We start from the raw sequence: 19,171 nt of genomic DNA, 5'->3' as shown, positions 1-19,171 counted from the left end.
GCAGGCTTAGAGGGCCTGCTCAGGAAATCTGTTCAGGGGGCCTGCTTCAGGCCTTGGGACTTCCACATCTGCAGCCCCAGCTCCTTGGCCAGCTGCTGGTATTCATCCACGCTTTTTTGCACAAACGCCTGCAAGGCCGCGCCTGTCAGGCGGTGGGGCTGCAGGCCCACCGCCTCGCAAAGCGCGGCGTAGCCGGGCGCGGCGTGGGCCTGGGTGAATGCGGCCGTCCACGCATCGGCCACCGCGTCTGGCGTGCCTGCGCCCATGTAGACGCCACGCACAGTGGGCCACACCAGTGCGATGCCTTGTTCCTTTGCAGTCGGTGCAGTGCGCAACGGGCCGTTGAGCCGGTGGGGTGACAGCACTGCCAGCAGTCTGAAGGTGGCCCCCTGGTTCAGGGCGCGCATGGCTTCAGCGGCATCGCCTGTAAAGACCTGGATGTGGCCGCCTTGCAGGGCCTTGATGGCTTCACCTCCACCCTCGAACGATACGAAGCGCATGTTGCGCGGCTCTTGTCCGGCATGCCGCGCCAGCAGTGCCGCTTTCATCCAGTCCTGGCTGCCCAGGGTACCGCCCGCACCAAACACCAGCCTGGGTGCGCCATCGCGCAGGGCCTTTATCAGCTGCGCCAGGGTTTGGTAGGGGCTTTCCTGGTGCACGGCGATGACCCCGTAGTCGGTGCCCAGCGTGGCGATCCAGCGTACCGCCTGAATGCCGTGAGGCCCGAAACGGCCTTGCGCAATGTTCAGAAGCGAGCCACTGGAGAACGCCACCAAGGTACCTGAACCACCCAGCCTGCCCGTGGCGGCCTGGTCAAAAGCCACAGCGCCAATGCCGCCCGGCAGGTAGCGGGTTTGTACCGTGATGCTCGGGCGCAAGACGGCCAAGGCCTGTGTGGTCAGCGTGCAGGTCAGGTCAAAGCCACCCCCAGGTTTGGAGGGGGCCACGCACTCCGCTTGTGACGGCCACGGCCCGGTTGGCGAGGCATGAGTCGTGGTGGCTGCAGGTGCTGTGTTTGCCAACGCGCTCCCCCAGGTGCTGGTCAGCAGGGGCGCAGCCAGCGCACACAAGGCATGGCGCCTGTTCGGGGTGCGCGGCGGTCTTGTGGCAAAGGCGGGGAGGGGCATCTTCATGGCTGGCCTGGGGCCCGAGATTATGGCTGTGCCGAAGGGCTAGTCCGCTGATTTCAAGGATTCAGTGGACTAGGCTTGCGGGGCCACCACACGGTGGCGATCAGCCCTCGGCCCTGTTCACGGTTTTCCAGGCGCAGGGTTCCTTGGTGCCGCTCTGCGATGGAGCGCGCTATTGACAGCCCCAGTCCAGAGCCAGGCGCACTGGCTGCTGTTCCACGGCGAAACCGCGTGCCCAAGGCAGACAGTTCGCCCGAAGTAAGGCCGGGGCCGTTGTCTTCCACCCGCAGGCTCCAGCCCAATGGGTCGCCCGCGGCACACAGGGTGACCGTGCTGCCCGCAGGGCAGTAGGTGACGGCGTTGGCCGCCAGGTTGCGCAGCGCTTCGCGCATCAGGTCTCCGTCGGCCACAGCCGTGGCGTAGGTGGTGCCGGGGGGCTGGATGCCCAGATCAATCTGCCGTGTGCGCGCCAGTGGCAGCAGCTCCAGGGCCACGGTGCGCAGGAGTGCAGGCAAATCCAACGGTGCCAGCGTGAGCGCGGCGGTGTCACTGCGGCCCAGCGCCAGCAGTTGCTGCGTGCTGCGGGTGGCGCGCGAAATCTCTGCAGCGATGGCCGTCAGGGTGTTTTGCACCTCGGCTGCGTCGGGCTCGCGCCGCGCGCAATCGATCTGCATCTGCAGCGTCGTCAGGTGCGTGCGCAGCTGGTGGGATGCGTCGTCCAGAAAATCGCGCTGTTGTCGCACCAGCGCCTGGTTGCGCTGCATGTGCTGGTTGACCGCCTGCACCAGGGGGCGTATGTCTGCAGGCAAGTGTTCTGCCGCTATTGGCGCGAGGTCTTCGGCGGTGCGCTGCTCCACATCTTGCGCCATGCGTGCCAGCGGGCGCAGCGCTACAGCCAAGGTGCCTGCAGTGCCCAGCAGCATCAATGCCAGTACCAGCCCATCGCGCAGTGCCGCACGTTGAACAAAGCGGCGGGTGAACTCTTGCCGGGATTGCAGGCTTTCTCCTACCTGCACCAGCACATGGCTTGGCGGATGGGTGGGTGCGGAGCCAGCGCTGTCTGCGTGGGTTGTGATCGGGCGGCTGAATGCGGCCAGTCGTAGGGTTTCGCCAAAGTAAGTGGCGTCGTAAAAGCGGGGCACTCCCGGCTCCAGAGGCTGCGCAGGCAAGGGCAGGTCTGCATTGCCAAGCTCCACCAGCCCATCGGAAGAGGCGACTCTGAAAAACACCGCCCCACTGGCCGTGAGTTCGAAAAACTCCAGCACGCTGTACGGCAGCTCGACGGACAGGCCACCGGAGGCTGTGGATACGCCTGCATCAATGGCCTTGAGGGCTCCAGCGAGTGAGCGGTCGTAAGCAGCGTTGGCGGCTTCCAGTGCGTCGTGGCGGGTCATCCACAGCTCCAGTGCCGTCACTGCAGCCAGAAGGGGAAGCAGCACCATGGCCAGCCGCTGCCACAAACGGGCCCGCACAAATACGCCCGCGAAGACGGAGCGCTTGGGCTTCAGCCCCATCATTCAGAAGCTTTCCAGGGCGTAGCCCAGCCCGCGCAGCGTGGTGATGCGTACATCGCTGCCCTCCAGCCGCTTGCGCAGGCGGTGCACAAACACTTCTACGGCTTCGGGGTGCACGTCTTCGTCGTCCGAAAAAACGCGCTCAAGAATCTGTTGCTTGGAAAAAGGCTCGCCACTGCGCTGCACGAGTACCCGCAGCACAGCCTGTTCCCGTGGTGACAGGAGCAGGGGGGCTCCGTTCAGAAAAAATTGCTTGCGCCCGGTATCGAACACCAGCGAACCGCAGGCAAGGCGGGGATGTTCTACACCGCGGGCACGCCGTACCAGTGCATGCAAGCGTGCCTCCAGTTCCGCCAGCTCGAACGGTTTTGCCAGAAAGTCGTCCGCCCCCGCATGCAGTGACCGCACCCGCTCTTCCAGCGAGTTGCGGGCAGTCAGGATGAGGGCAGGCAGGCGCTGGTCGCGTTCGCGCAGACGTTGCAGCACGGTTTGCCCGTCCATGCCGGGCAAGCCGAGGTCGAGCACCAGCGCGTCATGGTCGGCCTGCTGCAAGACGCGGTCGGCCAGCCGTCCATCGGTCACCCACTCGACCTGGATGCCTGCATGTTCCAGAGCCCGGGTGAGCCAGGTGCCCAGGCTGTGTTCGTCTTCCACCAGAAGGATGCGCATGCAGCGATGCTACTTGGAACAGGCTTTGCCCTTTGAACAGGTTCTTCGCGGCCGGGCATGCGCCTTCGTGGGGGCGATATCAGTCGGGTTTGACCTTGGCGCGCAGCAGCACCTTCTTCCAGCGCTCCTGCTCTGCTGCGATGAACTGTGCAAACTGGGCAGGTGTGCCGCCAATGGCCTCCGCTGCGTCGCCATTGAGTCGTTCCAGCGATGCGGGGGCTTTGACGGCCTTCATCGTTTCGGCCGAGAGCTTGTCGAGGTTGGCCGCGGGCATGTTGGCGGGGGCCAGCATGCCGTACCACTGTGTCATTTCAAAGCCGGGAAAGCCTTGCTCGGCCACGGTAGGGACATCGGGCAACTGGGGCAGGCGCTTGGCAGAGCCTGTGGCAATGCAGCGCACCTTGCCCGATTTGATGAAGGGCAGCATGGCTGCTGCACCCACTGCCGATGCCTCAAGTCTGCCCGAGAGCAGGTCCGTCATCATGGGGCCGGTGCCGCGGTAGGGCACATGCAGCATGAACAGGTCGGCCGTCATCTTGAGGTATTCAAAGGCCAGATGGCCTGCGCTGCCGTTGCCTGCAGAGCCGTAGCTCAGCTTGCCAGGGTTCTTTTTGGCGTAGGCGATGAATTCCTTGAGGTTCTTGGCGGGAACGTCGGGATGCACCACGTACAGGCTGGGGACTTTGGCCAGCAGGCTGACGGGCTTGAAGTCCTTGTTGGCGTCGTAGGGCAGCTTGTCAAAGATGAATGGGTTGACCGCCAGGGTGCCGATGTGACCCAGGATGATGGTGTGCTGGTCTTCCGCGCGGGCCACTTCTGACATGGCAATGTTGCCTGCCGCGCCAGGTTTGTTGTCCACATAAACGCTTTGGCCCAGGGTCTTGGTCAGCTCGGCTGCCGTGGACCGGGCCACGATTTCAGAGCTGCCGCCGGGTGCAAAGGGCACCACGAAGCGCACTGACTTGCTGGGCCACGCGGCCTGCGCCGAAGCGCCCGAAGGGATAAGCCCTGCCAAGGCAAGGCCTGCACCTGCGCCCAGCATCTGACGGCGTGTGGAATGAGAAGGAAGATGTGGCATGAATGTCTCCGCGTTGTGTTCGTAAGCCCGTTCCGGGGTGGCTCGCATCCTGCCTTGGCCCAGCTTTCGGAATGCTGTCGGTGTTGCTGTATTGCCGCAGTGAATCGAGTTCTCGGCCACAGTGAACCGCTTTTAACGATCAGACAACTCTGCCGCAGGTGGCGGTGACATCACTACCTTGTTGCGCCCGGTATTTTTGGCCTCATACAGTGCTGCATCGGCACGGGCCAGGGTGTCTGCAGAGTTCTCCATTACAGTGCTTACGCCGATGCTCATCGTCACCCGTATGACTTCGCCCGCGTCTGTCACCACCTGGCTTTGCTCCAGGGCCTGACGCAGCCGCTCACCGATGGCAAGGGCTTCCTGGGCGTTGGTGGAAGGCAGTAGCACGGCGAATTCCTCACCGCCCAGGCGCCCCGCAATGTCTTCCTTGCGAAGCAGGTTGCCACGCAGCAGCTTGGCCAGATGGACCAGAACCTTGTCGCCCGTGGCGTGCCCCCAGGTGTCGTTGACGCGCTTGAAGTGGTCTAGATCCAGCATCAGCAGCATGGCGCAGGGGGCACCGTGGGCCACATGGGTCAGCTCTGCTTCCAGCCTCGCCATGAAGGCCCTGCGATTGGCCAAGCCTGTCAGCGTGTCTGTGGCAGCCAGGCGCTCCAGCGTGCGTTCGTGGCGACGGCGCTCCGTGATGTCCTGACCCAGCCAGAGTTGGCCCAGGTCATCGCCGCGGCCTGTGCGCATCGGAATACATTCCACCCGTACCGTGCGGCCATCCTGCAGCATGACCTCGGTGTGCTCACTGGTCTGCCCTGCGACGGGTTGGTCGCAAGGGGGAAGAGCAGAGAGCACTTCCGCAGGCACCAATGCCTTCAAGGCATCGCGTTCCCATCCCACCAGCTCTTCAGGGGGCGTTGTAGTGCCTATCAGATCACACATGGTCTGGTTGATGACCACGGCCTTGCCAGACTGGTTCTGGACCAGCACTCCGCCGGGGAAGTGCTGAATGACCTCCAGCAGGTGGGCGCGGGCTGTGGCCAGGGCCTCCTCCGTTTCGCGTCGCTCTGTGGTGTCCACCAGGGTCCAGACCGTGTCTCCTTCCGGCTGGTCGGGGTCCAGCGGAGTCCCTCGCATGGAGAACCAGCGCAAAGCGCCGCTGGCGGTACGCAGCAGGTATTCCACCTGGGCATTTCCGTTCTGGCGCGCGGCATCAGCATATTGCTGAAAGTGCACAAAGGCCGCTTCGTGCCTGTGCAAGGCGCGTGTGCTCTGGCCCTGCAGGGGCATCCCATCTTCCGAGAACGCCTCCACCGCACGCTGGTTGGCCAGTGCAATGGTCCGCTCGGGGGTGGTAATGAGCAACGCGGCAGCCGCGTTGTCCAGCAGTGCCTGGCGCAGGTGGGCTTCCTGCTTGCGTTGGGTGATGTCGGTCTGGGTGCCAATCACAAGAAGTGGCATGCCGGGGGTGACAGGCGCCGCCTGGCCCCGAATCTCCACCCACTTCCAGTGGCCCTCCTGCGTGCGAAGGCGCACTTCAATATCAAAGGGCTGACCCAGAGCCACCTGCCTTTGCAGGGTGGTCAAAACGGTCTGGCTGTCGTTGGGGTGCAGAAGCCGGGTCCAGTCGGCAAAGGGCACGCCTTGGGGTTGCATTCCGTAGCCCAGGATTTCGGCGCAGCGTGCGTCCATTGTGATGGTGTCGGACTCGGTGTCCCATTCCCACACGCCGTCCTGCACCGCAGCCATCGTCAGCCGCAGGCGGGCTTCGCTGTGCTGCAAGGCCTCTACCATCGTGTGCTGCTCGGTCACGTCATGCACGTAGCCATGCCACAGGGTGCCACCGTCGGCCTCGCGTTCGGGGTTGGCCCTGCCAGCAAGCCAGCGCACTGAACCATCCTGCCTGCGCTGCCGCCATTCACATTGCCAGGGCTGCAGGCTTTGGGAGGATTGCTGCACGCTGGCCAGTACCGCTTCCCGGTCATCGGGGTGGATGCTGTCAAAAATGGGCTGAGCGTCCTGAAGGGCCGCTTCGGGGGAGAGTCCGTAGATATCGACAATCGCAGGGCTGGCGTAGGGAAAGCTGGCCGTGCCGTCACTGCTGACTCTGAATTGGTAGACCATGCCAGGCACCTGGCTGAGCAGCTTGCTCAGCCGTTGCTGGAGTTCGTTGCGGGCATCCTCCGCCGCATGGCGCGCGGTCACGTCGGCATAGGTGCCCGCCACATGGGCGGTTTGCATTGCATGGCTTCGGAAAACCCGCCCCCTCAGGTGCAACCAGATCCAGCGGCCGCTGCTGTGCTGGAAGCGGGACTCGGTCTCGAACGTTTCCGCCAGCGCCATGCGGTGATCGTGCAAGGCCTGCGCCCATGCGGGCCAGTCCTCAGGGTGAATCAGGTCCTGCAGTGCCTGCAGGCTGGGGCTGCGCGCCTGGTGTGGCAAACCCAGCAAGCGTGCCCATGCCGCGTCGAAGTGCATATATTCCAGCGTGGATGGCCAGTCCCAAGTGCCGAGCTTGCCGCCGTCCAGCGCCAGCCGGTAGCGTTGGCGGTGCCGTTCCAGTCGGGCCTGCGTGCGGCGTTGCCTTACGAAAAGGCTTGCGATCCACAACGAGGCAATCAGCACCACTGCGGTGCCCGTCGCGTTGCGCAGCTGGCTTTGGTGCACTACCTCGAGCGTGGACTGAAGCGCCTGCTCACGGCCGAGCCCGACGCTGACCACTAGCGGGTATTGCCCCACGCGCTGCCATGCATACATCCTGTCTACGCCGTCAATGGGTGCAGGGCCTTCGTAGGTACCGCTGTTCCTTTCGGGATGGTTGAGAAATTCCCGGTCGTTCGGAATGCTCTGGTCCAGCACCTCGCTTTGCACATGTGAGCGGGCAAGGTATGCGCCGTCTTCCCGCACCAGCAGTGCCACATCTTTGCCACGGGTGAACACCTCGCGGAAATGGCGGGAGAGGTATTCCGGGTTGATGGACAGAACCACTGCACCTGCAAAGCGACCGTCATGCTCCACCGGATAGGACATTTGCACGGACCATTTGCCCGAAATCAGGCCTTGCACCGGGCGGCTGATGAAAAGACGCTTTTCCGCAGCGTGTGCATGGGCCAGAAAATGCGCCCGCTCTGCGATGGAAACCTCTGGCAGGGGTTGCCCTGAGGGCACCAGTGATGAATACACGATGCGCCCTTGCGCATCGGCCACGGCTATCTGTGTGATGCTTTCCGGCGGAAAGGTGGCCAGCGCATTTGCTGTGGCAAGGGTAAACGTTCGCTCCGGGTTGTCGTCGTAGAGCACCGCGAGGCTGCGCGCCAGATACTCCAGACCAGACATTTGCGAGCCCACCTGCGCTGCCAGGGTTTGAGAGACCTGGCTTGCGCGCAGGCGGGTTTGCTCCTCTGCGAAGGTGATCTGTTCGCGGTGTTCCCCCAGCAGGTGCCACCAGTAACCTGCGCAGGCCATGATCACCAGACTGAGCGTGGCGACCACGCGCCATTGTTGCCGCAAGCTCTTCATGATGAAGCGTCCGGTAAATGGTTGCCCTGTGCGACGGATGTGTCAGGGCGGAAAACGGGACTGGGTGGGTGTGCTGGCTGCATGGACTTTCATTCAAGGGCACTGGTATCAGTTTGTTACTCCACTGAACCTTGATCAAGACCACTGGTGCCAGTTTGCGACGCCACAGCGGTTTCATTTGACGTTCGTCAAGGGTTTACGTTCGTCCCGTCGGTCGCCCGCACCGCATCGGTTGGCCTGTACCCGGCAACGTTATTGGCAGAGCAAAGTGGCCGCTTTTTGCCCGCTCATCACGGCTCCCTCCAGAGTGGCGGGGTAGGGGCCTTCGGTGTAGTCCCCTGCAGCACACAGGCCGGGTGCCAGCACATTGGGTGGGCGGTTCAGGCCAGGGGTGCAGGCAAATGTGGCCCGTTTTTCCACCACGGTTTTCAGGGGGGTGAACTGGGTGAGGCCCAACTGATCCCGGGCTTGCTGTATGACTTGCTCTTCCAGCACGGCGCGGTCCGCCTCGCTGGCACTCACCACAAATGCCAGCAAACCCCTTGGCCCGGCGAGTTGGCCCCTGTCGAACACAAACTGTGCAGGCTGGTGGAGCCCGGGGCGCAGGGCCACCATGGGCTGGGGCAACGTGTGCCCACTGGTAGAGGTGTAGGCATAGACCGTGCCGATGGCCGTGTGCTGCAGGGCCTGCGCGGTATCTGCCCAGCGCGCCAGGGCTGTGCGCTCATCTGGAAGGCTTGTGTGCTCGGCCAAGTCGTGCGCCAGTCTCGCTGCTTCAGCGCTGTGCGTTGCGAGCACTACGGCATCAAAGTGCCGTGGGCCTATCAACCAGCCGCCCTGGTCAGCGCGATCCAGGTGGTGCACCCGTTCGCCCATGACGACTTCAGCCCCTTGCAGCTGTAACCACCGGGCCGCTGCATCCGGCAGCAGGCTACCCAGGTCGGTGCGCGGAATCAGCAGGTTGGAGCCACCGCGGCCGCTGAACAGGCTGTCGCGCAGCACAGTCAAAAAAACTTGTGCGCTGGAGGCATGGGCCGGTGTGTTGAGGGCTGAAACGCACAGGGGATCGATGAACTCCTGCAGCAGCCTAGTGGGGAGGCTTGCGCACAGCTGGCCTACCGTGAGGTGGCTGGCGCACCGGAATCCTTGGAGTTGCCAGCGAGCGCAGGTGAGCAGCAGGCTGCATTTTTCAGCGGGGCTCCAGCCTTTGGCGCGCACCACGCCGACCAGTGCATCCCACGGCGGGGGCAGGTCCGGCAGCTTCAGGCCGGTGCCGTCTGCGTAGATCAGGGCCAAGGGCAGGCGCAGCAGGGCTTGGTCGGCCTGTACCCCCACAGCGTGCATCAGTGCCAAAGTCTGGCGGTAGGCCCCAATCAGGATGTGCTGGCCGTTGTCCAGGGTCCAGGGCGTACCGTCTGACCCTTCCACAGTCAAAGCCCGTGCACGGCCCCCCAATGTTCGGGCCGCTTCCAGCACGGTGACCTGATGCCCTTGCTGTTGCAGCTGCACAGCAGCAGCCATGCCTGCCCAGCCGGCACCGATCACGCCCACGCGCATTACATGCGCCCCAGTGCCTGAACCTTCCAGGCGAGCCAGAGCTTGCGCAAGGGCGTCAGGCGGATACGCTGGTGAAGCACCTGAAAGTTGTCGTGTTCGATCTCTCGCAGCAGGGTGCGGTAGATGCTGGCCATCATCAGGCCGGGCTTTTGCGCCCTGCGGTCTGCTGCGGGCAGCATGGCCAGCGCTTCGTCGTAGAGCCGGTGGGCACGCTCTGCCTGAAAGCGCATCAGCGCGGTGAAGCGGTCCGAATACTGGCGTTTGAGGATCTCATGCGCTTTCACATCAAACTGCTGCAGCTCGCTCACCGGCAGGTAAATTCGGCCCAGCATCGCGTCTTCCCCCACGTCGCGGATGATGTTGGTGAGCTGGAAGGCTAGGCCTAAAGTGTGGGCGTATGGCGTGGTAGCGGGATCGGTCTGGCCAAAGATGCGCGCAGCGACTTCTCCCACCACGCCTGCCACCAGATGGCAGTAGCCCTTGAGTCCGGCGAAGTCCAGATAGCGGGTCTGCTCCAGATCCATCTGGCAGCCGTCGATGACGGCCTGCAGGTGCCGGGGCTCGATGCCGTAGGTGGCGGTGTGCGGCATCAGTGCCTGCATGACCGGGTGGCTGGCCTGCCCGGCAAATGCTTTGTTCACTTCGGCTTGCCACCAGGCCAGCTTGGTGCGGGCCACGCCGGGGTCTGAAACCTCATCGACGACATCGTCCACTTCACGGCAGAAGGCGTAAAAGGCCGTAATGGCAGCACGCCGTGGCGCTGGCAGGAACAAGAAGGCGTAATAGAAGCTGCTGCCCGAGGCAACGGCTTTTTGTTGGACGTACTGTTCCGGAGTCATGGGGGGCGATTGTCCCATGCGCGTCCCTGCGCGCTGCCGAAAATCTGCGCTCGGGCTGAGCAGGGTTTTTGTTGTGAGGCTGCTGCACGTTCAGCGGGCGAGCACCGCAAGTGCAGCCTCCTCAGAGGCCGCTGGCTGGGGACAGCCTCTGCGGCTTAGAAAGCGATTTGCTCAACCCCGATGTCACTGGGGCGGCGCAGCGCTTCTTTCATGAACACGCTGATGGGCAGCGTGCCTTGCTCGGAACTGAACCACTTTTTATAGAGCGCGGTCATTTCTCCGTTCTGGATCATGCGACGGGTCACGCGGTCCACCAGCTCCTTGAACTTGGGGTCGTCCTTGCGCAGGCCAATGCTGTAGGGCTCCACGGACAGGCGTTTTTCCAGAAACTGGTACTCGTCCATGGCTTTGCCCAGGCGCGTGAGCGGAATCCAGATACCTGCATCGTCTGCAAAGGCTGCATCGGCGTCGCCTTTGGCCAGGGCGTTGACGGCATCCAGTGTGCTTTCCACCAGCACATAGTTGAATTTGCGGTTGTAGGTGCGTTCGTTGGCACGCAGCAGGTTTTCGTTGGTGGTCTTGCCCTGGACGGCAATGCGCTTGCCCTGCAAGTCGTCCAGTGTCTTGATGCCTGAGCTTTTGCGTACCAGGAAGGCAGACGAGGCCACAAAGATGTGGTGGCTGAAGGAAATTTCCTTCTGCCGTGCTGCGGTGTTGGCGGTGCCACCGCATTCCAGGTCCACCACGTTGTTTTTTACATCGGTGACGCGGTTCTTGCCATCGACCAGCAGGTAGTTCACGCGCAGGTCCGGGCGTTTGAGTTCTTTTTTGATCTCGTCAAAGATGTGCAGGCAGATATCCACCGTGTAACCCTGCACTTTGCCCGTGGCCGGGTCCTTGTAGGAAAAAGGCAGGGATTTTTCGCGGTGTCCCAGACGCAACTCGCCAGAGCTGGCAATGCGCGACAGCGTGTCCTGGGCCATGGCCGATGCACCTGTCAGGGCGAGGGTGGCGATGATGGCCCATGAGCGAAGTTGGCGAGAAAGTGACATCTTGAAGAGGGTGAGTGAACGGATGCAACGGGTGGGTGGAACGGGATGCCTGAGAAAGCCTCAGTCACCCCATCCGTGCATTGTCATTCGGGTGGCCCCCAATGGCACATATTCAGTTGCAGGGCGTCAGCATTCCACAACGTTTACCGCCAGTCCGCCACGCGATGTCTCTTTGTACTTGCTCTTCATGTCGGCACCGGTCTGCATCATGGTCTTGATGACCTTGTCCAGCGATACCACATGTTCCCCATTGCCGCGCAGCGCCATGCGGGCTGCGTTGATGGCCTTGATGGCCCCCATGGCATTGCGTTCGATACAGGGTATCTGTACCTGCCCGCCCACCGGGTCGCATGTCATCCCCAGGTTGTGCTCCATGCCAATTTCTGCCGCGTTTTCCACCTGCTCGGGCGTTCCACCCATCACCGCCGCCAAGGCCCCGGCGGCCATGGAGCAGGCCACGCCCACTTCGCCCTGGCAGCCCACCTCTGCGCCCGACAGGGACGCATTGATCTTGTAGATGATGCCGATGGCCCCCGCGGTGAGCAAAAAGGTGGCGATTCCCTGGTCATTCGCCCCTGGCAGAAAGCGCACGTAGTAGTGCAGCACAGCAGGTATCACGCCTGCGGCACCGTTGGTGGGAGCGGTCACCACCCGGCCCCCAGCGGCGTTTTCCTCGTTCACCGCCATGGCGTACAGGTTGACCCAATCCAGCATGGACAGCGGGTCACGCAGTGCCGCTTCGGGCTGGCTGCTGAGGCTGCGGTGCAGCTCCGCAGCGCGGCGGCGCACCCGCATCGGGCCGGGGAGCTCTCCCGTGGTGGCGCAGCCACGCCGTACCGCCCCGGCCATGGTGTCCCAGATGCGCATGAGCTGGCGGTGCACTTCTGCTTCGCAAAGCCAGTGCTGTTCGTTGGCGGCCATGACCTGGGCCATGCTGAGCCCGCTGGCGCGGCATCGGGCCAGCAATTCTGCGCCCGTGCTGAAGGGGTAGGGCAGTCCTTCTCCGTGGCCCGCGGTAGAGGGGGCGGCTCCGGCATTGCCGTCAGAACCAGCAGCCGCGTTGGTCACGCGCACGCCTTGCTCATCCACCACAAAGCCGCCACCGATGGAGTAGTACTCCCGCGCCACCAGTTCGTTGCCCTGCGTATCAAAGGCATGCAGACACAGGCCGTTGGGGTGGCGGGGCAGGCTTTTGCGGCGCATCAGCATGTGCTCTTTGTCTGCCCAGGGTACGAGGTGCGTGCCCAGCAGAGACAGTTGCCGGGTTTGCCGGATGTGCTGGATGGTGGGCGTGATCTGGTCAGGGTCGATGGTGTCTGGCTCGTGACCGGCCAGGCCGAGCATGACCGCGGTGTCCGTGCCGTGCCCGATGCCGGTGGCAGAGAGAGAGCCGAACAGCTCACAGGTGACGTGGTGAACCTCGGGCAACAAGCCACTGTCTCGCAGATGGCAGGCGAACTGCCGTGCAGCAATCATGGGCCCGACCGTGTGGGAACTGGAAGGGCCGATGCCAATTTTGAAGAGGTCAAAAACGCTGACGGACATGTGTGCAGTGAGATGTGCGCTGGCTCAGGCAGACCTGTTGGGTCGCCCTTGTGCGCAATGGGTGAAAGGGTGCAGGTCGCCACCCTAGCGGGCAGCGGGTGGCAGGCACATGCTCGCAATCCCTGTGCCCTGCGCGGCGGAGTTGCGTGGAATCTCTCTGCAGCAAAATTGATTTGCTATTGATTTGATAGCTGCTTGCGCTCGTCTATAAAGCGCCAGGGCCTGTTTTTCCTGGAGGGCTGGCTGGTTGTGCAAGCGCCACTATTCGGCGGCACTTGCTGCCCATGAATCTTTCTTACATCGCCAGTGCACGGCCCAGCATGACGCACCAGTCCCACGCATGCAGGCGCGGACGGGTGTGCAGGCTGCCACCGTGCAGGGCATCCACCTTGTCCAGGATGCGCAGGCCTCCCTGCACCACCAGGCGCAGTTCCCATCCGGCGCGGCCGGGCAGGCGGTGCACCAGAGGGGTTCCACGCAACATGGTGGTGCGGGCCCAGGCGGCGCAGTCCTGGATCAGGTCGATGTTCTGCGGCGTGTTCTCCAGCGCCAGCAAGTCGGCCTGACAAGCACCGTGGGCTGCGCAATCTGAGCGGGGCAGGTAGTGGCGGCCCCGCGGAATGTCCACACTCAGGTCTTGCCAGAAGTTGATGAGCTGCAATGCGGTGCAAATGGCATCACTCTCTTGCAGCGCCTGGGCGCTTTGCACACCGTAGAGGTGCAGCAGCAGCCGGCCCACGGGGTTGGCAGAGCGGCGGCAATAGTCCAGCAGCTCGGCGCGGTCTGCATAGCCTTCTGCATCACGTGTTTTTTCAATGTCTTGCGCAAACGCGCTGAGCAAGTCGCGCAGCAGATCCACAGGCAGGCGATGGCGCTGCATCTGAGCCTGCAGGGGAATGAATACGTTTTGCCAACGGGGCGAGGGGCGCTCCCCCTGGGCGATGGCCTGCAGATCGGCCTCAAAGGCGCTGAGTTCTGCCAAACGCTGGGCGGGTGTGGCATCTCCTTCATCGGCAATATCGTCTGCCGTGCGAGCGAAGGCATAGATGGCCTGGATGGGGGCACGCAGGTGGGGTGGACACAACAGTGATGCCACCGGAAAGTTCTCGTAGTGGGTGACAGCCTGGGGTTGCTGGCTGGGTGGGTGAGCGGTGGAATGCAAGGGCTGTGTCACGGGCTGGATGCGTGGTTCGGTTTTCGTCAGGCCATGGATTGTCGCTTGACAAGGGGTGTGGGGTTCTCATAGATTACTAACCGGTCAGTCAGTAACCGTTTGGGATACTGGCTACGCAAGCCTGTTGGGGTCTTTTCCTTGTCTTGTGCGCGCCATTTTGTCGTGCATGTTTGTCGTGCATATGCGCGGGATACGCGGGTCAAATCTGCGGTGCGGCGCTATGGAGCGGCGGCTTGGCTCTGCTGTGCTGGTGACTGCTGCGCCATGGGCATGGCCCGTGGTTTGGCGGATTGCCTTAGGCTGTGGTGCCAGTGGTTTCGCAGATGCAGGCACCGAAAGACGTAGTACCGCTTTGACGGGGACGAAGGGCAGGGCGCTGACAGGCTTCTGGTTGCGGTGTGGCGGCACGGGGTACGTGCTGTGGCCGCTGCATCGCTTGCTGCATTATTTTCACTACCGGATTTCCCATGCGCACATCCTCCGCCTTGCGGCCCGTTGACAGGTTCACCAGGTATTTGCCGCTTGTGGGCGTCGCCGCTTTGCTGGTGGCCTGTTCCCGCCCCGAGCCTGCACCCGAGCCTGTGCGCTCTGTCAAGTTGATGACGGTGGGCGTCAGCCCGCTGGAGGCGCAGGTGGAGTACGCCGGTGAGGTGCGTGCGCGCATCGAGTCCCGCCTCGGCTTCCGGGTGGCGGGCAAGATCATCAAGCGCCAGGCTGAACTGGGGCAGCGTGTGAAGGCGGGCGATGTGCTGGCCCAGCTGGACCCTAAGGACTACCAGCTGGCTACCGAGGCCGCCCGTGCCCAGGTGGCCGCCGCTGCCACGCAGCGCGATCTGGCTGCCGCGGACTTCAAGCGCTATGCAGCGCTGAAAGACCAGAACTTCATCAGCGGTGCAGAGCTGGAGCGCCGTGACACCACCCTCAAGGCTGCCCAGGCCACGCTGGATCAGGCCCGTGCGCAGTTGGCTTCGCAAGGCAACCAGGCGGAGTACACACGCCTGGTGGCGGACGCGTCGGGGGTCATCACCGGCATTGATGCAGAGCCTGGGCAGGTCGTGTCTGCCGGGACGCCCGTGGTGCGCATCGCGCAGGACGGCGCTCGCGATGTGGTGTTTGTCGTTCCCGAAGACAAGGTAGGCCTCATGGCGGTGGGCCAGGAGGTGATGGTGCGCGGCTGGTCTGGCGGCGACAGCATTGCGGGCAAAGTGCGCGAAGTGGCCGCCAGCGCCGACGCAAGCACGCGGACTTTCCAGGTCAAGGTAGCCATTGACCGCGCGGAATCACCCGCCCTGGGCGCCACCGTGTATGTTACCCCCAAGGCCTTGAGCCACGCGGGTACCCCGGCCATCAAGTTGCCCACGAGTGCCCTGCGCCAGGAAGGACAGGCCACCGCTGTGTGGGTGTATGACCCTGCGAGCAGCACCGTGAAGTCGCAAGTCATCCAGATTGCCACTGCCGACGGCAACGAGGCGGTGGTGGCCTCAGGCCTTGCGCCCGGCATGCAGGTGGTCTCCACCGGGGTGCATGTGCTCTCGCCTGGACAAAAGGTCACGGTTTATCAGCAAAAATATGCTCCAGCGCCCGCCAGTACAGCGCAGCAAGCTACTAATTCAGTAGCGCCTGCATCGTCCGCTGGTGCATCTGCGGCGGCGGCAGCTGCTTCTGCCTCGGCAAAGTGAGGCGAACCATGAGCCAGAACCAACCCAAAGAGGGGTTCAACCTCTCCAAGTGGGCGCTAGATCATCCGGCGCTGACCCGTTACCTCATGGTGGTGCTGATGCTGCTGGGCTTCGCAGCGTACTTCCAGCTCGGTCAGGACGAAGACCCTCCGTTCACCTTCCGGGTGATGGTGGTGCGTACCTATTGGCCGGGGGCCACTGCGCAGCAGATGGCCGAGCAGGTGACCGACAAGATCGAGCGCACGCTGCAGGAAGTGCCCTATGCCGACAAGATCCGCAGCTATTCCAAGCCCGGCGAGTCGCAGATCATCTTCCAGATCAAGGACTCGTCCCGTCCGGGGGACGTGGCCAATGTCTGGTACACGGTGCGTAAAAAGGTGGGCGACATGCGCTACACCTTGCCCAGCGGCATCCAGGGCCCGTTTTTCAATGACGAGTTCGGTGACGTCTATGGCGTGATCTACGCGCTGGAGTCCGAAGGCTTCTCCTATGCCGAGCTCAAGACGTTTGCTGACGATGTGCGCCAGCAACTGCTGCGGGTGCCTGATGTGGCCAAGGTCGAGCAGTTTGGCGTGCAGGATGAAAAGCTGTTTGTCGAGGTCTCGCAAAAGCGCCTGTCGCAGTTGGGGCTGGACTTCAACCAGGTGTTGTCGCAACTGGGGCAGCAGAACGCGGTGGAGTCAGCGGGTGCGGTGCAGACGCCTCTTGATCAGGTGCAGGTGCGGGTCGGTGGCCAGTTCAACGCCATCGAAGACTTGCGCGCCATGCCTGTGCGGGGCCCCAACGGTGCGCAGTTCCGCCTGGGGGATATTGCCGAGGTCAAGCGCGGTTATGTGGATCCAGCCACCGTCAAGGTGCGCCACCAAGGGCGCGAAGTGATCGCGCTGGGCATCTCCATGGCCAAGGGGGGCGACATCATTGCCCTGGGCAAGGCGCTGGAAAAAGCTGCCCAGCACATCAGCGCGACCCTGCCTGCGGGCGTCAAACTGGTGAACGTGCAGGACCAGCCCAAGGCAGTGGCCACTTCGGTGAATGAGTTCGTCAAGGTGCTCATCGAGGCGGTGGTGATTGTTCTGGCCGTGAGCTTCATCAGCCTGGGCCTGCACAAGCGTGCCGGGCAACAGCCTTTATGGAAGCGCTGGTACATCGACCCACGTCCTGGCCTGGTGGTGGCAGTGACCATCCCCATGGTGTTGGCCGTGACGTTCCTTGCCATGTGGTACTGGAACATCGGGTTGCACAAGATTTCGCTGGGCTCCCTCATCATCGCGCTGGGGCTGCTGGTGGACGACGCCATCATCGCCGTGGAAATGATGGTGCTGAAGCTGGAAGAGGGCTACGACAAGGTGCGCGCGGCCACCTTTGCCTACGAATTGACGGCCATGCCGATGCTGACGGGTACGTTGATCACTGCGGCGGGTTTCCTGCCCATTGGCATTGCCAAGTCCATGACGGGGGAGTACACGTTTGCGATCTTTGCGGTGACGGTCATTTCGCTCGTCCTGTCGTGGATCGTCTCGGTGTATTTCGTTCCCTACCTGGGTACTCTGCTGCTCAAGGTGCCGCCGCATGTGCAGGCTGCGCAGGCGCAAAAGGGTATTTCTGAAGACCCGCACGAGGTGTTCGACAGCCCGTTCTACATGACCTTCCGCCGTTTGGTGAACTGGTGTGTGCAGCACCGCTGGATCACGATTGGCCTGACGATCCTCACTTTCGTGCTGGGCATCGTGGGCATGGGGAAGGTGCAGCAGCAGTTCTTCCCCGACTCCAGTCGGCCTGAAATTCTGGTGGAGGTCTGGTTTCCCGAAGGCACTTCGTTCGAGGGGAATGAGGCAGTCACCAAACGGGTGGAGCAGCGTCTGCTGAACGAGCCTGGAGTGAACAGCGTCAGCACCTGGGTCGGCTCGGGCGTTCCGCGGTTTTATCTGCCGCTGGATCAGGTGCTGCCTCAAACCAACGTGTCGCAGATGATCGTGCTGCCCAAGGATCTGGCTGTGCGCGAGTCCTTGCGCATCAAGCTGCCGACTTTGCTGGCGGAGGAGTTTCCTGAGGTGCGTGGCCGTGTGAAGCTGCTGCCCAACGGGCCTCCGGTGGCGTACCCCGTGCAGTTCCGCGTCATGGGGCCTGATCCGCGCGTCTTGCGCGAGCGCGCCGATGAGGTGAAAGCAGTGCTGCGCAAGAACGCGGACATGCGTGGCGTGAACGACAACTGGAACGAGTCGGTCAAAGTGGTGCGCATGGAGGTGGATCAGGACAAGGCACGCGCCTTGGGTGTCACCAGCCAGTCGATCGCTCAGGCTGCCAAGATCATCCTGGCGGGCTCGCAGATCGGGCAATTCCGCGAGGGCGACAAGCTCATCGATATCGTGCTGCGCCAACCGCTGGATGAGCGGGACGCCATTACCGATATCGGCAGCGCCTATCTGCCAACGGCCTCGGGCAAGTCGATACCGCTGACGCAGATTGCCAAGCCTGTGTTCACCTGGGAACCTGGTGTGATGTGGCGCGAGAACCGCGACTACGCCATCACGGTACAGGGCGACGTGACAGAAGGCATGCAGGGGGCTACTGTCACCAGCGCGCTGCTGCCGTCCCTGCGCGAGATCGAGGCGAAGTGGCATGCCGCCGGGCAGAATGCTTACCGCATAGAAGTCGCCGGGGCTGTGGAGGAAAGCTCAAAGGGGTCTGCGTCCATTGCGGCGGGCATCCCGATCATGCTGTTCATCACCTTTACCTTGCTCATGCTGCAGCTGCACAGCTTCAGCCGCGCCATGCTGGTGTTTCTGACCGGCCCCTTGGGCTTGGCGGGTGTTGCGGGTGCGTTGCTGTTGCTCAACCGGCCCTTCGGCTTTGTGGCGCTGCTCGGGGTGATTGCCTTGATGGGCATGATCCAGCGCAACTCGGTGATCCTCATCGACCAGATTGAGCAGGACCGCCAACGCGGAGTTCCCGCTTGGGACGCCATCGTGGAATCTGCGGTGCGCCGTTTGCGGCCTATTGTGCTGACTGCGGCTGCAGCCGTGCTGGCCATGATCCCGCTGTCGCGCAGCGTGTTCTGGGGGCCCATGGCGGTCGCCATCATGGGCGGTTTGGTCGTTGCCACGGTGCTGACCCTGTTGGCTTTGCCCGCCATGTATGCGGCCTGGTTCCGCGTGCGCAAACCGGCTGCAGAAGTGCATTGAAACGTATCTTCTTTCTGCAGGTCCTCACATCAGGCTAAAATAGAAGGTTGACCGATTTCACACAGGTGGCTCGCAGTGCTCGCCACCTGTTTGTTTGTTGAACCGCGCGGGTGGCGAAATTGGTAGACGCACCAGGTTTAGGTCCTGACGCCAGCAATGGTGTGGGGGTTCGAGTCCCCCCCCGCGCACCATCCATGTGAGACTTTGCGGAACACGGCGCTGCTGCGCTGCAGCCAGCA

At 63.0% G+C, this 19,171-nt stretch carries 12 protein-coding genes and 1 tRNA gene; 3 read left to right on the top strand and 10 right to left on the bottom strand.

The features are described from left to right. Positions 1-32: 32 nt before the first annotated feature. From AACH87_RS13815 to hpnC, 10 genes are all read right to left on the bottom strand, one after another. A complete protein-coding gene (locus AACH87_RS13815) occupies positions 33-947 on the bottom strand; it encodes a tripartite tricarboxylate transporter substrate-binding protein (RefSeq protein ID WP_338795037.1) in 915 nt (304 codons plus the stop codon). 239 nt (positions 948-1,186) lie between these two features. Beyond that, complete coding sequence (locus AACH87_RS13810) at positions 1,187-2,647, bottom strand: sensor histidine kinase N-terminal domain-containing protein (protein ID WP_338795036.1); 1,461 nt, start codon at positions 2,645-2,647, stop codon at positions 1,187-1,189. Next, positions 2,648-3,313, bottom strand: a complete 666-nt coding sequence (locus AACH87_RS13805) for a response regulator (protein WP_338795035.1) — start codon at positions 3,311-3,313, stop codon at positions 2,648-2,650. It lies immediately after the preceding gene. Between the two features lie 79 nt (positions 3,314-3,392). Beyond that, entirely contained in the window at positions 3,393-4,391 is a 999-nt protein-coding gene (locus AACH87_RS13800; RefSeq protein WP_338795034.1) for a tripartite tricarboxylate transporter substrate binding protein, read from the bottom strand. Between the two features lie 132 nt (positions 4,392-4,523). Continuing rightward, positions 4,524-7,904, bottom strand: a complete 3,381-nt coding sequence (locus AACH87_RS13795) for a diguanylate cyclase (protein WP_338795033.1) — start codon at positions 7,902-7,904, stop codon at positions 4,524-4,526. Positions 7,905-8,156: 252 nt separating this feature from the next. Next, positions 8,157-9,461 (bottom strand): hydroxysqualene dehydroxylase HpnE, encoded by a 1,305-nt coding sequence (hpnE, locus tag AACH87_RS13790; RefSeq protein WP_338795031.1) that lies wholly within the window; start codon positions 9,459-9,461, stop codon positions 8,157-8,159. Then, positions 9,461-10,300, bottom strand: a complete 840-nt coding sequence (gene hpnD, locus AACH87_RS13785; protein WP_338795030.1) for a presqualene diphosphate synthase HpnD — start codon at positions 10,298-10,300, stop codon at positions 9,461-9,463. The genes hpnE and hpnD overlap by 1 nt, the downstream gene beginning before the upstream one ends. 155 nt (positions 10,301-10,455) lie before the next feature. Further along, positions 10,456-11,352 (bottom strand): amino acid ABC transporter substrate-binding protein, encoded by an 897-nt coding sequence (locus tag AACH87_RS13780; RefSeq protein WP_338795029.1) that lies wholly within the window; start codon positions 11,350-11,352, stop codon positions 10,456-10,458. Positions 11,353-11,478: 126 nt separating this feature from the next. Beyond that, positions 11,479-12,897, bottom strand: a complete 1,419-nt coding sequence (locus tag AACH87_RS13775) for an L-serine ammonia-lyase (protein ID WP_338795028.1) — start codon at positions 12,895-12,897, stop codon at positions 11,479-11,481. A gap of 295 nt (positions 12,898-13,192) precedes the next feature. Then, a complete protein-coding gene (gene hpnC, locus AACH87_RS13770) occupies positions 13,193-14,071 on the bottom strand; it encodes a squalene synthase HpnC (RefSeq protein WP_338795027.1) in 879 nt (292 codons plus the stop codon). A 467-nt stretch (positions 14,072-14,538) separates the two neighbouring features. Here hpnC and AACH87_RS13765 point away from each other — a divergent pair, with 467 nt between their 5' ends. The 3 genes from AACH87_RS13765 to AACH87_RS13755 all read left to right on the top strand — a co-directional run bounded on the left by AACH87_RS13765 (position 14,539) and on the right by AACH87_RS13755 (position 19,123). After that, positions 14,539-15,750, top strand: a complete 1,212-nt coding sequence (locus tag AACH87_RS13765; RefSeq protein WP_338795026.1) for an efflux RND transporter periplasmic adaptor subunit — start codon at positions 14,539-14,541, stop codon at positions 15,748-15,750. Between the two features lie 8 nt (positions 15,751-15,758). Further along, on the top strand, positions 15,759-18,932 hold the full coding sequence (locus AACH87_RS13760) for an efflux RND transporter permease subunit (RefSeq protein WP_338795025.1): 3,174 nt from the start codon (positions 15,759-15,761) through the stop codon (positions 18,930-18,932). 104 nt (positions 18,933-19,036) lie between these two features. After that, positions 19,037-19,123: transfer RNA gene (locus tag AACH87_RS13755), tRNA-Leu, on the top strand. Positions 19,124-19,171: the final 48 nt, after the last annotated feature.

Source organism: Acidovorax sp. DW039 (assembly GCF_037101375.1).
GTDB lineage: Bacteria > Pseudomonadota > Gammaproteobacteria > Burkholderiales > Burkholderiaceae_C > Acidovorax.
The sequence above is the reverse complement of the archived record's forward strand: the minus strand, read 5'-3'. Positions and strand labels throughout refer to the sequence as shown.